Here is a 15,524-nt window from a genome sequence, read left to right on the forward strand (position 1 = left end):
AACAAACTCATACGTTTGGTCACTGCTATGGTCCGAAATCGCCAAATTTTCTCACCAGAATATAAAATATCAGCATAAATTAAAAATAATGGTCAAAATATTTGGATTTTAACATAGAAAGCGGAAAATAGTTGAAGATTATTTTCACGATTTCGATACACAAGCAAAGGCGGGCTTAAAGCCCAATGGCTTCCACAGCCCAGGACAACGCCCTGAGGACATTATGCAGCATACCCCAACCACGTCTTGTAAGGACAAAACTAAAATCCGTAGCATCTACAACCGTAACCTTGACCTTACATCTCAACTAAAAGCTCAGAAATCAAAATCGCATAGGAAGCTGTCAATGCAATAACTTCGTGACATTCCTTACCATCCGTGTGCGGTTTTCAAAAACCGTTATACTGTTATCTGTAACGCTTTACTGCAAATTATGGAGTAGATTAAACACTCCGTGTCAATCCGGAGTGGTATCTGAGTGCGGTTATATGTTCTGTCGCATGAGAGATAGTAAGGCTTTAAAGAAAGACCACCACTATAATAAATATAGTGATGGTCTTTATCTTAATAATTGCTTTTACTATAGATGTAGTAATGGACGTTCTGAAATGATTAGACCTATAAACAATATTTGTTAGAATGCGTATGATAGCTCCTCATCGTCAGTCGTGTCGAATGTGTATCCATTACTGACAGAATTGGTAAAGAAGTACCCTGTTGCTTTGGTCGTACAATTTTGTTTCAGCGTTACCGCATTAAATGTACGCGTGCGAATCAGTTTGCCAGAACTATCCTTCATATTGACCTTTACATTGACAACTTGTTCTGTTGCTGTCAGAAAACATGAAATCATTGGACCGTCTATGAATGAATTGTTTGGCGTATTTTTCTTGTAGAAATTAGTTGTGTATGATTGTTTTGCAAAACTAAATCCAGTAGATGGATTGAAAGTGTATTGGTTTGGAGTACCTACATTCTGATCTGGGTCGATGATGATTTCCACTTCATCTACTTCTTCAGGGTAGGGGTCTGTTATACGAAGCATGAATGATGCTGTGATGCGTTTGCCAAAGTTCATAGTAACCTCTTTAGGTTCACCTCTGGTAATATCAACAGACATCGTTGTTGCATAGGTACTCTTGTAGAGTATGATATCATTGATGACCGCTTTATCTGGAGATACGATGTTTGCAGCTCCGTTACTTGGAGTTTTAGCCTTGTGTGCCACAGCTACGAAAGTGTATTTTCCAGCTGGAAGCTCGCAATTAATCTGATCGAAGTTTTCGTTTTCTCCTTTTGTTTTGTTTTCAGTATAAAGCTCTTTGTTGTTTTCGTCGAAAACCTTAAATGCGATACATGTCACTTGTGCTTCTGCAGCACTTGCACGTGACGTTGCGAAATTTTGGTCAGGAAGTACTGAAAAATCAAATCCAGAAAAACTGACTTTTACTGAGACAGGTTCTGTCACTACTGTGTTGTTGTCCTCTGATGAACAAGAGAACAGATGTGCTACAAACAAAGGTAGCAATAAAAAAAAGAATTTTTGCATAGACCTTACAAATTATTGCTGCAAAGTTAAAGTTTATTTTCATACGAAGCACGAAAAAACTCTTAAAAAAGTATAAAAGCAGTATTGATATAACGAAAAATGGCTAATTCTGTCCTTTTTATAGCAGTGTCAAAAGGGTTTTTATAAGAAATTATTTGCGAAAAAACGGTAAAACTGTCAGTTTTATATTGCCCCTGATGATTGATTTAGTATTAAGGTGTCTTATTAATAATATGCTTTTCTATTGAAGAAGTAGTTTTAATAAAAAGAAACAAGGTAATTCTTCACAATGAAGATAACCTTGTTCCTTATAAGTTGTATAGAATGTTATAGAGGCTTAAATCTGACGTCCGTTGATGGCATATTTTTTATTGCCCTTCTCAATGATGATTTTACCATTCTTGACGTATTTGCGCGAAGTCTTATTGGGTGTGATAGTAATCTGTTCGATGCCTGTTGCCGATGAACAATAGACATAGATAATCAAGCAACATTGCTTGTTGCCAATAGAGAATGACAGTTTTTTCTCTACAGGTGCCTCAGTAAAACTAAAAGAGTGAGAAACAGTAGTGTATGTATCGTCAACCTTTGCAGGGAATACATAATCTGTGCTGGAATAGTTAACTCCATTGACGTTCTTGATGTAAGCATCAGCATCGTAGTTATCGTATCCTGTAAAGGTGACTTTCACCACTTTTTTCCCTTCTGGAATATTGATATCGTAGGCATTGGCAGAATACTTGATCGTATTGTTTTTTCCAGCACCATAGACTTTGCCTTTCGCATTTGACACGGTAAATCCATTGTTAAAATGGTAGGTGTTTAGACCATCTCCAGTGGATTCTTCTGAGTAGGTGACTGCAGAGAGCTCAAAGGCTTCACCTTCGCCGCCTTGTGTGGCATCGATACGCTTTTTCCAGGCGGGATACTCTTCGCTGATGAGTTTCTGACACCAACTGCCGAGATACTGGTAACTGGCTCTGTTAGTAGCCATCAGCGAGGTAGCCACAGGTACACCCTTGCTATCGATGACCGGGTCGGTATCAGCATAATTATAGAGGAAACGATAGAAGAGGTGAGGGTACTCGTTTTTGTAGATAGAGAAGATGGGTTTGTAGGCATTTTCAGCTTTGTAGCTCGACGTAGCAATTTCGTTTTCGGTGTAGGTATAATCTACGCCGTTGTAGTTATAGGTACGCTTCTTGCCACGCTCTTCCAGTTTTTTGAAAAATTTGTCGTAGATTTTCTTACCACTCTCACCGCCAATCTGTATGAATCGTCCCCAAATAGCGCTACCGCTTTTGTCGATGATACGACGGTCTTGCTCGCCTTTTGCATTTGTGAAATCTTCAATGGCCTTACCCTCTATCTTATGGTTGTCGAGCCAAGTCACAGCCGCTGTAATAGCCTCCTGGAGTTCGGTAGAAGGTTTCTCGACAGTCATCAAGAAGGAGATAAGGTTGGCAGATTCATATCCGCTGACAGAAGGCAGTTCGTGAGGGCGTCCTTCTGCTGGCAGAAAATCGACAGGGTCGTGCTGTGCACACCATGCAGCCTTGACACCATTGTCATCGATTTGGCATTTCAGAATCACGTCGATGGCTTTATTGAAAGATGTCATACACTTAGTGCGTATGGTTTCGTCTGCAATATTGGTGAAATCGCCCTTGTTGTTATTGATGTCACGCAAGAGTTTCATCACATTGGAGACGAGGTCATCGTTGAAGGTGATGTAGTCTTGGTAACTGCCGTTGCCCGACAGCGGCCAGTATTGTGACCATCCGCCGCATGATTTCTCCGAAGTGAAGATCATATCAAGACCTTTAGTGAAGGCTGTACGGTATTTTTCTATCTTTGTGGCTTGCCATACTTTTGCCAAGAATCGCATCTCCTGTGTTGTTGCCGCATTATCGAGACAGGAATGCTCATCGCGACTAGCCTTCAGGTTTGCTAACTGATCGGGAGTGAGTTTGTGTAGTTGATCATTTTTCATCCATCCTCCCGTCGTCTTCTGTACATCGAGCACAATATCGGCGATGGCTTTAGCCTCATCGGTACCATACCATTCGGCTCCCATTTTTCCGTTGCAGACATCAGCCCATGACAACGTGGTTATATCGGTGGCGTTGACACCTGTACATAGTCCTAGCAACGCAATGACTGTGAGTAAATAGTGCTTCATAGAAAATTATGTTTTAGTAAGTTTGTTGTTTCCTAGTTTGGTTGCAAAGTTACAAATAATATTCTTAAATAAAAGAAAAAGTATGATTTTCTTTGTTATTCAGTCTCTTTTCCCTAACTTTGTGGTTCATTTGAATATAAACATGAACGACTATATTGAGATAAAAGGTGCGCGGGTCAACAATCTTAAGAATATCAATGTGAAGATACCCCGCAACAAACTGATTGTGGTGACTGGAGTCAGTGGCAGTGGTAAATCGTCATTGGCATTTGATACCTTGTATGCTGAAGGTCAGCGTCGCTACGTGGAGAGCCTGTCGAGTTATGCTCGTCAGTTTCTAGGACGTATGAACAAGCCCGAATGTGACTTTATCAAAGGTATTCCGCCTGCCATTGCCATCGAACAGCGTGTGATTTCACGCAATCCTCGTTCTACTGTAGGTACTACCACAGAGATTTACGAATACCTCCGACTGCTGTTTGCCCGAATAGGTAGAACCTACTCGCCGGTTAGTGGTCAAGAGGTGAAGAAACATTCCACGGAGGATATCATCGCTTGTACCCAGCAATATGCGGCAGGAACTCGTTTCTTGATTATGGCTCCCGTAGTACTCCCTGAATCGCGTACATTGGGTCAGCAACTTAAAACCTACGTTTATAATGGCTATTCGCGCTTGTTTGCCAAGGGCGAACTCTCGCGCATAGACGATTATCTGCAAGCGCATCCAGAAGCAGAAACAGCAACGACCGCTGAAGGTCTCTACCTTGTGATAGACCGTATGGCGGTAGATGCCGCCAAAGATGCTGTGTCGCGATTGACAGACTCTACAGAGACAGCCTTCTACGAAGGTAATGGAGAATGTCGGTTGGTGTTCATGCCTTCGATGATTTCCTATGATTTCTCTATGCGTTTTGAAGCGGATGGAATCACCTTTGAAGAACCTAACGACAATATGTTCTCGTTCAACTCTCCAGCCGGAGCCTGTCCTGAATGTCAGGGTTTTGGCAATATCATCGGTATCGACGAACACTTGGTGATTCCTGACACGTCACTGTCGGTTTATGACGGTTGTGTGGTATGCTGGCATGGTGAAAAGATGAAAGCATGGAAAGAGGAATTCTGTCGCAGAGCAGCCCTTGACGATTTTCCTATCTTTGAACCCTATTATAATCTGACACAAAAGCAGAAAAACCAACTCTGGCACGGCTTGCCGTCAGACCGCAAACGTGCTAAGGGAGAACGGGTGTCGATAGATGATTTCTTCCGCATGGTTACAGAAAATCAGTATAAGATACAATACCGTGTGATGTTGAGTCGATACCGTGGAAAAACCACTTGTCCGAAGTGTCACGGATCACGACTGAAGCCCGAAGCCAACTACGTGAAAATAGCAGGCAGAAGCATTAGCGACCTTGTGGAAATGCCCATTGTGCGACTGAAAACATGGTTTGACCAACTCGACCTTGAACCGCAAGATGCACAGATAGGTAAACGCCTTCTGACGGAAATCAACTCCCGTTTGCAGTTTATGCTGGACGTAGGTCTCGGATATCTCACCCTCAACCGCATGTCAAACACGCTGTCGGGCGGTGAGAGCCAACGTATCAATCTCACCACCTCGCTCGGCTCATCGCTCGTAGGATCACTCTATATCCTTGACGAACCCAGTATAGGTCTTCATAGTCGTGATACCGACCGTCTCATCCGTGTGCTCCGCCAGTTACAGGCCCTTGGCAATACCGTAGTCGTGGTGGAACATGATGAAGAGATGATGCGTGCTGCCGATTATATCATCGATATAGGTCCTGATGCAGGCCGACTCGGAGGTGAAATTGTGTTTGAAGGGGAGGTTAAGCACATCAGCGAAAAGGAGTTGGAAGAGAATCCCCACAGTCACACGCTCCGCTATCTGTCTGGTAAAGATACCATTGTCGTGCCTTCTACCCGCAGGCCATGGAATCGCAAAATCAATATCAATGGTGCGCGAATGAATAATCTTCGGGGAGTGGATGTGTCCATCCCACTCAATGTAATGACGGTGGTGACGGGAGTCAGTGGAAGTGGAAAATCGAGCCTTATCAAGGGAATCTTTTATCCCGCCCTCAAGCGATTGCTGGGGGATGTATGTGATGCGCCTGGCGAATTTAGCGGTCTTACCGGAGATATTGATGCAGTGAAACGCGTAGAATTTGTAGATCAGAATCCAATAGGGCGATCCACTCGTTCCAATCCAGCCACTTACGTCAAAGCCTATGATGCCATTCGCGAACTCTTTGCTGCCCAGCCATTAGCGCAGCAAATGGGCTTCACTGCGCAGTATTTCTCATTCAACGCAGAAGGCGGACGATGTGAAGAGTGTAAAGGTGCGGGTGTCATCAATGTGGAGATGCAGTTTATGGCAGATCTCGTATTGGAGTGTGAAGCATGTCACGGTCACCGCTTTAAGCGCGATATCTTAGACGTGCGCTTTGAAGGCAAGAATATTGATGAGGTATTGGGAATGACCATTTCAGAGGCCATTCAATTCTTTGGGGAATACAACCAGAAAACTATCGTCAGCCGACTCAAACCGTTGGAGGATGTGGGACTGGGTTACATCAAACTCGGACAAAATTCATCTACGCTATCGGGAGGAGAAAACCAACGTGTGAAATTGGCATACTTCATAGGGCAGGAGAAACAGTCGCCTACGGTGTTCATATTCGACGAACCTACCACTGGTCTTCACTTTCATGACATTAAACGACTGCTCCGTTCTTTCGATGCACTGATCAGTCGAGGCCACAGCGTAGTCATCATCGAACACAACCTTGACGTCATCAAGTGTGCCGACTATATCATAGACCTTGGTCCCGACGGTGGTGACCGTGGTGGTAACCTTGTATGTGCAGGCACACCTGAAGAGGTGGCAACATGTGAAACGAGTGTGACAGGACGTTACCTCAAAGAGAAACTCTAACGCTTGCCCAATTCCCAAAATGCTACAGCCGATGCTGCTGCCACATTGAGTGAATCGACTTGATGGGACATGGGAATACGCACTACGTAATCGGCATCACTCACTACATCGTGGGGGAGGCCGTCTCCCTCTGTTCCCAAAACGATGGCTAGCCGAGGCTCTTCCTTCAGTGTCTCATGGTCTAAAGCTACGGAGTCGTCGGTCAGCGCCATGGCTGCTGTTTTGAATCCATAATCATGAAGTGAACTGATAGGGCCGTCTATCCATGTCCAAGGTACGAGAAACACCGATCCCATTGATACGCGTACCGCTCTGCGGTTGAGCGGGTCACATGAGTTTCTGGTCAACAGCACACCGTCAATGCCCAATGCAGCTGCCGACCGGAATATGGCTCCGATATTAGTGGTATCTACCACGTTATCAATAACAGCCACCCGTCGTGCATCGTGGCAAATGTCTTCCACCTGAGGCATGCTCCATCGCTTCATGGCACACAATACACCTCTTGTCAACGCATAGCCGGTCAGTTCTGTGAGAAGATGGCGTGGTCCCGTATAGACTGGCACATCACCTATTGCAGCGATGATGTCACTGGCGTCACCTGTAATATGCCGCTCTTCACAAAGCAATGCTATCGGTTGACAACCTGCCTGTAATGCTACTCTGATGACTTTCGGACTTTCTGCAATGAAAATGCCTTCTTCTGTCTCTTTAACCTGTCGCAGCTGTGCTTCGGTCAACTTACTGAAAAGTTCGATACCTGGATGTGAGAGTGATGTGATGGGTATAATCATGAGTTAGTAATGTCTTTTTGTATCAGACTGCAAAATTACTACTTTCGTGGGAAATAATCAAGAAAACGAAGCATGAAATCTTACTAAGACCTTAACCGCAAATCCAATTGATTGGTGGTTAAGTTTGATGGGAAACATGGCGAACAGCCTGATTTAGAAAACGAGAAACGGCGCGGTGGACATTCCCCACCGCGCCGTTTCTTAAATATATGAATACAGATTACTGTTGGGCACGAAGTGCTTCCAATGATTCTTTCAGTGCTGCAATCTTCTCCTCTGAATCGCTCTGCTTCTTGCGCTCCAGGGCAACGACAGCCTCAGGAGCATTGGCTACAAAGCGCTCGTTAGAGAGTTTCTTCATGACGCCTGCCAGGAATCCTTCAAGGTGCTTCAACTGAGCCTCTTGCTTTTCTATCTCGGCAGCAATGTCAATCATGTTGCCAAGAGGAATGGCAAACTCATCAGTTCCTACCATGAAGGCAGCAGCGGTAGTGTCTTTCTCTGCCACAGTATCGATCTCGCTGATATTGGCCATCTTCACAATCACATCGGTGTAAGCTTCGTAATGGTTGATGCCCACTACCTGCAGAACGAGTGCCTCTTTCGGAGCGATATTCTTCTGGTTGCGTACCATGCGTACACCCGACACAATCTGCTTCACCAACTCAATGTCGGCGGCAAGAGCCTTCTCCTGATCCGTGGGGGCATCAAGGTGCAGACTCTCACGCATGATGCTTTCGCCGTTCTTGCGCTCGTAGAGAGCCTGCCAAAGTTCTTCTGTGATGAACGGCATGAAGGGGTGAAGCATCTTCAAGAGAATATCGAAGAAATGGAGTGTAGCCTCGTAGGTCTTTTTGTCGATGGGCTGTGCCTCGCCATTGATGTAGGCAGGCTTCACCATTTCCAAGTACCAGCTTGAGAACTCGTCCCAGAAGAGTTTATAGACAGCCATCAGGGCTTCAGAGATGCGGTATTTGGAGAACAGATCCTGCAGTTCCTCGTTGACCTCTTTGAGCTTAGCTTCAAACCATGCTGTTGCAGTCTTGCTGGCCTCGGGTTGTTCAATGTCTGCCACCTGCCATCCTTTTACCAAACGGAAGGCATTCCAGATCTTATTATTGAAATTACGACCCTGTTCGCAGAGAGAGTCATCGAAGAGTATATCATTGCCTGCAGGAGCAGAAAGCATCATTCCCATGCGTACACCGTCAGCACCGTATTTTTCGATGAGTTCGATGGGGTCGGGACTGTTGCCGAGAGATTTCGACATCTTACGCCCCAGCTTATCACGCACGATACCTGTGAAATAAACGTGCTTGAACGGCATCTTCCCTACGTATTCATAGCCAGCCATGATCATGCGGGCAACCCAGAAGAAGATAATGTCCGGACCAGTAACAAGGTCGCTCGTGGGATAATAGTAGTTGATTTCTTCATTGCCGGGATTGTTGATGCCGTCAAAGAGTGAGATGGGCCACAACCATGAGGAGAACCATGTGTCGAGGGCATCTTCATCCTGACGTAGGTCAGCATCGGTTATAGTAGCATCTTTCTCCTTGGCCAACTGCAGGGCTTTCTCGCGGGTTTCTGCCACAACGAAATCACCTTGCTCATTATAATAATACGCAGGAATGCGATGACCCCACCAGAGCTGACGGGAGATACACCAGTCTTGGATATTCTCAAGCCAGTTCTTGTAGGTGTTCTTATATTTCTCAGGATAGAACTTGATGTCGTCGTCCATAACGGGAGGCAACGCAATATCTGCAAAATGCTGCATGCGGAGGAACCACTGGAGAGAGAGACGTGGCTCGATAGCGGTGTCTGGGTTGCGCTCAGAGTAGCCCACCTTGTTGGTGTAGTCCTCAATACGCTCCATCAGTCCTGCCTTTTTGAGGTCTTCTGCTATCTTCTTGCGGCAGTCGAAGCGGTCCATACCTACATAGAGTGGAGACTGCTCGGAAATCGTTCCGTCGGCATTGAAGATATCGATAGTCTCAAGATTGTGGGTCTTGCCAAGCATATAGTCGTTGGTGTCGTGGGCAGGAGTAACCTTCAAGCATCCTGTACCAAACTCAATATCCACATATCGGTCTTCGATGACAGGAATCACACGACCTACAAGGGGGACGATGACCTTACGGCCCTTGAGCCATTGGTTCTTCGGGTCTTTCGGGTTGATACACATAGCGGTGTCACCCATGATGGTTTCTGGACGTGTGGTGGCCACAACAGCATAATAGCCTTTGGCATCCTTATGAATGATGTTGCCTTCTGCCAGCAGGGCTTCTTCATTGTCCAGTGAGGTGAGTCCGTCAACATAGTATTTAAGATGGAAGAGATGGCTTTTCTCTTCACGGTAGATAACCTCCTCGGTAGAAAGTGCTGTCAGGGCTTTTGGATCCCAGTTCACCATGCGTAAACCACGATAGATGAGTCCCTTGTTGAAGAGATCCACAAAAACCTTGATGACGCTCTCCGAACGTTTCTCGTCCATGGTGAATGAAGTGCGGTCCCAATCACATGAAGCTCCCAGTCGGCGCAACTGCTTGAGGATGATGCCTCCATGCTCGTCGGTCCATTCCCATGCGTGTTTGAGAAACTCGTCTCGACTCAAATCGTGCTTCTTGATTCCCTGTTCTGCAAGTTTCTTCACCACCTTGGCTTCGGTAGCGATAGAAGCATGGTCGGTTCCAGGAACCCAACATGCATTTTTGCCTTCCATACGAGCACGTCGTACAAGAATATCCTGAATGGTATTGTTCAACATGTGGCCCATGTGCAACACGCCAGTGACATTGGGGGGCGGGATGACAACAGTGTAGGGTTCACGTCCGTCTGGTTTTGAGGCAAACAGCTTGTTGTCCAACCAGTATTGGTACCATTTCGATTCAACCTCTTTTGGGTCGTATTTACTTGCTAATTCCATATTAAATATAATAAATCTTCTTTAATAATGTGCAAAGGTACTAATAAGCAAGGAAAATGCCAAATAAAATTTTGGTTTTTCGCTTGGTTCTTAGTACCTTTGCACTATTGTAATTATAATGACAATGCATACAAGAGAAGAAAAAATGGAAGCTTTCGGGCGTATGCTCGATGTTCTCGACACACTTCGGGAAAAATGCCCGTGGGACAAAAAACAGACCAATGAAAGCCTGCGTCCCAATACGATAGAGGAAACTTATGAGTTGTGTGATGCACTCATCAAGGATGATGTGAAAGAGATCTGCAAGGAGCTCGGAGATGTGTTGCTCCATGTGGGTTTCTATGCCAGAATGGGAGAAGAAAAGCAACAATTTGATATAGCCGATGTCTGTAACCATTTGGTTGATAAACTGATATTCCGTCATCCTCATGTCTATCACCCTTCGCAGGTGGGAGCCTCTCATCCCCTGCCATTGCCTTATGGCGAGAATGGTGAAGCCAGCGAATATCAGAAGGCTGACAGTGTAGAAAAGGTGTTGGACAACTGGGAGCAAATCAAACAGAAAGAAAAGGACGGCAACAAAACCGTACTGTCTGGTGTACCAGCCTCGCTGCCTTCCATCATCAAGGCTTATCGCATCCAGGACAAAGCACGCCATGTGGGATTCGACTGGGAAGACCGGCAGGATGTGTGGGCAAAGGTGCGTGAAGAACTTACCGAACTGGAAACAGAACTCAAGAAAGAGGATAAACAGCGGTCGGAAGAGGAATTGGGAGACTTCATCTTCTCTGTCATCAATGCTGCCCGACTTTATCATCTCAATCCGGATAATGCCTTGGAACTGACCAACCAGAAATTCATCCGACGCTTCAATTATATTGAGCAACACAGCCTCAAAGTGGGTAAACCGCTCACTGAGATGACGCTGGAGGAAATGGACCAACTTTGGAACGAAGCAAAAGCACAGGAATAATCAACCCAAAAATTTAATAAAATGATGATGTTAACCAAAAGAAATTTGATTCCATTTGCCGTGGTAGCCATGGCAATTGTGACTATCTGCAGTTGCGGAGGAAAAGAAAAACGTGTACCTTTTGACAGTGGCGACTCAACAAGTAACGTACTTCAAGACAAGACAGTATATGGTGTCTGTGGAGACGGAACTGCCATGCATACCTTGCAAATCATTACTGACCTCGGAGATACCGTGACCTTTGATATTGCAGCGGCTGTGGATAATAATAAAGTGTTTGGAGGACTCCAGGCGGGCGACAGAATTGCCGTAGTGCCGGGAACTGACAAAAATACAGCGGTCTGTGTCATCAACCAAACCTCATTGCTCGGAAATTGGGTGATGCCCAATCCGCTTGACGGAAGTGATGAAGTGGGCTTCAGCATCAAAGAAGGTGGTGTGGTGGAAGGTATTGAACAGAGTTCCATCATCTACAAAACCTGGCGTTTGTTGAACGGACAACTTGAAGTGGTGAGCGAACGCGAAAGCGGTGGAGGCATCGAAGATATTGCCTTGTATAATATCATCAAACTGACTGCCGACTCTCTCATCATCAAGGATGCTGAGGATACCTTTGAATATGGTCGTCAACAAACTAAGAAAGAACACTCGGATATCAAACTTGAAGAGGCTTCGAGTGAAGACTTTAAAATATAATTGCTGTTCGAAATACTAACCGACTGTTCTCACATGGAACCATTTCGTGTGCATATACTTGGGTGCGGAAGCGCACTGCCTACACTCCGCCACTTTGCCTCATCGCAAGTGGTGGAGATGAGGGGAAAACTGTTTATGGTAGATTGTGGAGAGGGTACTCAGATGCAACTGAGACGCTCACGTATCCGGTTTACCAAAATTTCTGCTGTGTTTATCAGCCATCTCCATGGTGACCATTGCTTCGGACTTATTGGCATGCTGAGCACATTCGGACTCCTGGGACGTACGGCAAGACTCGATGTCTATGGACCTGCACCACTGGGAGATGTGATGCGGCAACAGATGAAGATCTTCTGCCATGATTTCGACTATGAGGTTGTGTTTCATGATGTTGATACCCGACAGCAACAAGTGGTCTATGAAGATCGTTCACTGACCGTGGAGACTGTTCCCCTCGAACATAGAATGCCGTGCTGTGGCTACCTCTTCCGCGAAAAACCGACCTTGCCGCATATCCGACGCGACGTGCTGGATGCCTACCATATTCCCGTGTCTCAAATCAATAATATCAAGGCGGGAGCTGACTGGGTGAGTGAAGATGGTGAACGGGTGAGCAATAGCCTGCTCGTTGAACCTGCCGATCCTCCTCGTAGCTATGCGTATTGCAGCGACACACGCTATATTCCGAACCTTGCATCGAGAATCAAAGGGGTGAGCGTGCTCTACCATGAGAGCACCTACACAGAGGAATATGTGGCTCTGGCAGAGAAATACATGCACTCCACAGCTCAACAGGCTGCCATGGTGGCACGTGATGCTGAGGCTGGAAAATTGGTGTTGGGACATTATTCGTCAAGGTGTGAAGACGAAAAAATACTGCTTGACGAGGCCAAACAGATTTTCCCTGATTCCATGCTTGCCAACGAGGGATTGACTATTGATGTGGAATAAATCGGTGAAAACAAGAGTGAAAATTTTGATATTTCAAAGAATATTCTTATTTTTGCAACAAATTATAAATAAATAACCGTATCACATGAGGAGATTGCTATTGTTGATAGCACTTTTTGCAACTGCAATGTTGACGCTGCCTGTTCAGGCTGCGAATAGCGACATGGTGTCTGTTGCGCGTGAGGCTGGCAACGAAGAAATCCATATTTCTGTAGCGAAAAATGCTGTTCATGTGATGGGCGCACAAGGCAAGATATTGGAGGTCATTTCATTGATCGGACGCCATGTGATGACAGTTAGAATAGATAGTCCTGCGCAGAAAATCGAACTTAATCTTCCAAAAGGGTGTTACATTATCAAGGTTGGCAAAGTGACAAGAAAAGTCATTCTCTGATTTTCGCAATTCTTTCTCTTGTCATCCTGTTTGCAGCATGTAACGGTCACCATGAGAAACAAGATGTTGAGACAATAAAGAATGTCATCGGAGAAATGAAGTCCGAACAATATGTCATGGATGCGCAAAGCATCAGGAAATATATTGTGGAATCATGCCGGCAATATGCGTCAAGCCGATATAAATTCATGGCACAATACTATGAAAACAATGGGGCGTTACTATGGACTGACCGCTATGGACTGCGACCGCAAGCGGATTCTCTCATTGCCCGATTGCACCAAATAGATGAATATGGCTTTTCTCCACAGGCTTTTCAAATCGATGAAATAGAAGCGGATGCACAACGTGTACGTAACTTGGATTTCGATCAATCACATCCTGCTGGAAAAATATGTGCGAGTCTGGAATATAGACTTTCTAAGGCTTATCTCCGACTTGTCACAGGACAGCGGTATGGCTTCGTCAACCCACACAAGGCTTATGTCTTTCAAACGGCTAAGGCGGATACCACAGGGACAATGAGAGGGAAGATGACATTACTCTACGACTTACCTGTTGAATACCCTTCCGCTGAGTTCTATCAACAGGCATTCAATGAGGTCCTTGCCAATAGGGTGGGTGAGGAGATGGATAGAAACGAACCGACTGATCCACTCTATAAAGAACTCAAAAGGAGACTCCACGATGCGAAAGGACCTGACCGGCGCCGTATCTTGGTCAATATGGAGCGTTGCAGATGGCGCAAAGCACACGAAGTTTCTCTGAGCGGACGTCGTGTGGTGGTAAACATACCGGCATTCGAACTTTATGCTTACCAAGAGAACCAATGCCTCTCCATGCGCATAGGCTGTGGAACAAGCGAAACACGTACACCTCTGCTTTCTAGCGAAATCACCTATTTCCAAGTCAACCCCGAATGGGGCATCCCGCAAAGCATCATCAATAAGGATGTGGCACGACACGCAGGAGATAGTAGCTATTTTGCAAAACATAGATACCACATCATCGAACGGGCTACAGGAAAACATATAGATGCCCGATTCGTGACCCGACAGATGCTGACCAATGGTATATGTCGCGTTGCACAGGAGGGTGGACCTGGCAATGCCATGGGACGTATCGTATTCCGATTTAAAAATAACTATTCGGTCTATCTGCACGACACGTCATCACCGGGCTTCTTTGCCAATGCCGTCAGAATGGTGTCACACGGATGTGTGAGGATACAGAAACCATTTGAGTTCGCGCAATACCTGCTCGAAGATGCTGATGAATGGACGCTGGAACGCATACGTATCTCTATGGGAATCCGACCCGAGACACAACGTGGACGTGACTACATCCGGAAACACCCGTTGCTGGAGGAGAAAACCTATCGCCTGGTGTCTGCCATGCGACTGCCACACCCCGTACCTATATATATTGTGTATTATACAATCTACCCCGATGCAGAGGGACAGCTTCAATACTATCCTGACGTCTATGCTTATGATGATGCGATCTGGAATGAAATAAAAACGATATCATGAGTCAGGAGAAATTCAACGAAAAACAACTCGTAGAACTTCTCAAACGACCTGAAACAAGACGTAAGGCTTTTGAGATTGTGGTACGCCAATATAGCGAAACGCTCTATTGGAAGGTGAGACGTATGGTCCTCACACATGATGATGCTGACGATGTGATGCAGAACGTGATGCTTAAAGCATGGACAAATATCGACTCTTTCCAACAACAGTCACTCCTTTCTACATGGCTTTACCGTATTGCCATCAACGAGAGTCTTAACTTCATCAGAAGCCAACGCAATAAAGCGGTGAATATCGATGCTGACAAACAAGCAGAACTGGCTGACAGACTCATGGCTGACCCTTATTTCGATGGGGACGAAACAGCTGCGCAACTCCAACAGGCTATAGCCTCGCTCCCTGATGTGCAACGCACCGTTTTCAACCTGCGCTATTATGACAATATGAAATATAGCGAGATGAGCCAGCTCCTCGATACAACAGAAGGGGCGCTGAAAGCGTCTTATCATATTGCAGTGAAGAAGATCACTGAGTTTTTCAATCAGAAGGATTAAACCTTTTGCGC

11 protein-coding genes are annotated in these 15,524 nt (G+C 45.5%); 7 read left to right on the plus strand and 4 right to left on the minus strand.

All coding sequences use genetic code 11. The features are described from left to right. Positions 1–634: 634 nt before the first annotated feature. Together CIK89_RS08230 and pelA are read right to left on the minus strand one after the other, a co-directional pair. A complete protein-coding gene (locus tag CIK89_RS08230) occupies positions 635–1,549 on the minus strand; it encodes a FimB/Mfa2 family fimbrial subunit (RefSeq protein WP_094390905.1) in 915 nt (304 codons plus the stop codon). A gap of 337 nt (positions 1,550–1,886) precedes the next feature. Further along, entirely contained in the window at positions 1,887–3,731 is a 1,845-nt protein-coding gene (gene pelA / locus CIK89_RS08235) for a pectate lyase (protein ID WP_094390906.1), read from the minus strand. 142 nt (positions 3,732–3,873) lie between these two features. Here pelA and uvrA point away from each other — a divergent pair, with 142 nt between their 5' ends. Beyond that, the gene (gene uvrA, locus CIK89_RS08240) at positions 3,874–6,690 is read left to right on the plus strand and encodes an excinuclease ABC subunit UvrA (RefSeq protein ID WP_094390907.1); all 2,817 of its coding nucleotides are present in this window, start codon (positions 3,874–3,876) and stop codon (positions 6,688–6,690) included. On the opposite strand, the gene CIK89_RS08245 is transcribed toward uvrA, so the two are convergent. Both CIK89_RS08245 and CIK89_RS08250 read right to left on the minus strand, forming a co-directional pair. Beyond that, positions 6,687–7,484 (minus strand): RNA methyltransferase, encoded by a 798-nt coding sequence (locus CIK89_RS08245; RefSeq protein WP_094390908.1) that lies wholly within the window; start codon positions 7,482–7,484, stop codon positions 6,687–6,689. The two genes, uvrA and CIK89_RS08245, sit on opposite strands and share 4 nt — an antisense overlap. 220 nt (positions 7,485–7,704) lie before the next feature. Continuing rightward, positions 7,705–10,413: a valine--tRNA ligase gene (locus tag CIK89_RS08250; RefSeq protein WP_094390909.1), complete on the minus strand. Its 2,709-nt coding sequence runs from the start codon at positions 10,411–10,413 to the stop codon at positions 7,705–7,707. A 124-nt stretch (positions 10,414–10,537) separates the two neighbouring features. Here CIK89_RS08250 and mazG point away from each other — a divergent pair, with 124 nt between their 5' ends. The 6 genes from mazG (at position 10,538) to CIK89_RS08280 (ending at position 15,513) form a co-directional block, all read left to right on the plus strand. Further along, positions 10,538–11,386: a nucleoside triphosphate pyrophosphohydrolase gene (gene mazG, locus CIK89_RS08255; protein ID WP_094390910.1), complete on the plus strand. Its 849-nt coding sequence runs from the start codon at positions 10,538–10,540 to the stop codon at positions 11,384–11,386. Between the two features lie 21 nt (positions 11,387–11,407). Then, a complete protein-coding gene (locus CIK89_RS08260) occupies positions 11,408–12,082 on the plus strand; it encodes a lipocalin family protein (protein ID WP_094390911.1) in 675 nt (224 codons plus the stop codon). 33 nt (positions 12,083–12,115) lie between these two features. Next, positions 12,116–13,033, plus strand: a complete 918-nt coding sequence (locus tag CIK89_RS08265) for a ribonuclease Z (RefSeq protein ID WP_094390912.1) — start codon at positions 12,116–12,118, stop codon at positions 13,031–13,033. An 85-nt stretch (positions 13,034–13,118) separates the two neighbouring features. Beyond that, positions 13,119–13,427: a T9SS type A sorting domain-containing protein gene (locus tag CIK89_RS08270; protein ID WP_094390913.1), complete on the plus strand. Its 309-nt coding sequence runs from the start codon at positions 13,119–13,121 to the stop codon at positions 13,425–13,427. Positions 13,428–13,522: 95 nt separating this feature from the next. Then, positions 13,523–14,959: a L,D-transpeptidase family protein gene (locus CIK89_RS08275; protein WP_094390914.1), complete on the plus strand. Its 1,437-nt coding sequence runs from the start codon at positions 13,523–13,525 to the stop codon at positions 14,957–14,959. After that, positions 14,956–15,513: an RNA polymerase sigma factor gene (locus CIK89_RS08280; RefSeq protein ID WP_094390915.1), complete on the plus strand. Its 558-nt coding sequence runs from the start codon at positions 14,956–14,958 to the stop codon at positions 15,511–15,513. The genes CIK89_RS08275 and CIK89_RS08280 overlap by 4 nt, the downstream gene beginning before the upstream one ends. Positions 15,514–15,524: the final 11 nt, after the last annotated feature.

Source organism: Prevotella sp. P4-119 (assembly GCF_002251345.1).
Classification (GTDB): domain Bacteria; phylum Bacteroidota; class Bacteroidia; order Bacteroidales; family Bacteroidaceae; genus Prevotella.

Bases quoted from the DNA above. Each gene is read 5' to 3' on its own strand.
- CIK89_RS08270 (WP_094390913.1), top strand. From the start codon at position 13,119: ATGAGGAGATTGCTATTGTTGATAGCACTTTTTGCAACTGCAATGTTG.
- mazG (WP_094390910.1), top strand. From the start codon at position 10,538: ATGCATACAAGAGAAGAAAAAATGGAAGCTTTCGGGCGTATGCTCGAT.
- CIK89_RS08275 (WP_094390914.1), top strand. From the start codon at position 13,523: ATGAAGTCCGAACAATATGTCATGGATGCGCAAAGCATCAGGAAATAT.
- CIK89_RS08260 (WP_094390911.1), top strand. From the start codon at position 11,408: ATGATGATGTTAACCAAAAGAAATTTGATTCCATTTGCCGTGGTAGCC.
- CIK89_RS08245 (WP_094390908.1), bottom strand. From the start codon at position 7,484: ATGATTATACCCATCACATCACTCTCACATCCAGGTATCGAACTTTTC.
- pelA (WP_094390906.1), bottom strand. From the start codon at position 3,731: ATGAAGCACTATTTACTCACAGTCATTGCGTTGCTAGGACTATGTACA.
- CIK89_RS08230 (WP_094390905.1), bottom strand. From the start codon at position 1,549: ATGCAAAAATTCTTTTTTTTATTGCTACCTTTGTTTGTAGCACATCTG.
- CIK89_RS08250 (WP_094390909.1), bottom strand. From the start codon at position 10,413: ATGGAATTAGCAAGTAAATACGACCCAAAAGAGGTTGAATCGAAATGG.
- CIK89_RS08280 (WP_094390915.1), top strand. From the start codon at position 14,956: ATGAGTCAGGAGAAATTCAACGAAAAACAACTCGTAGAACTTCTCAAA.
- CIK89_RS08265 (WP_094390912.1), top strand. From the start codon at position 12,116: ATGGAACCATTTCGTGTGCATATACTTGGGTGCGGAAGCGCACTGCCT.
- uvrA (WP_094390907.1), top strand. From the start codon at position 3,874: ATGAACGACTATATTGAGATAAAAGGTGCGCGGGTCAACAATCTTAAG.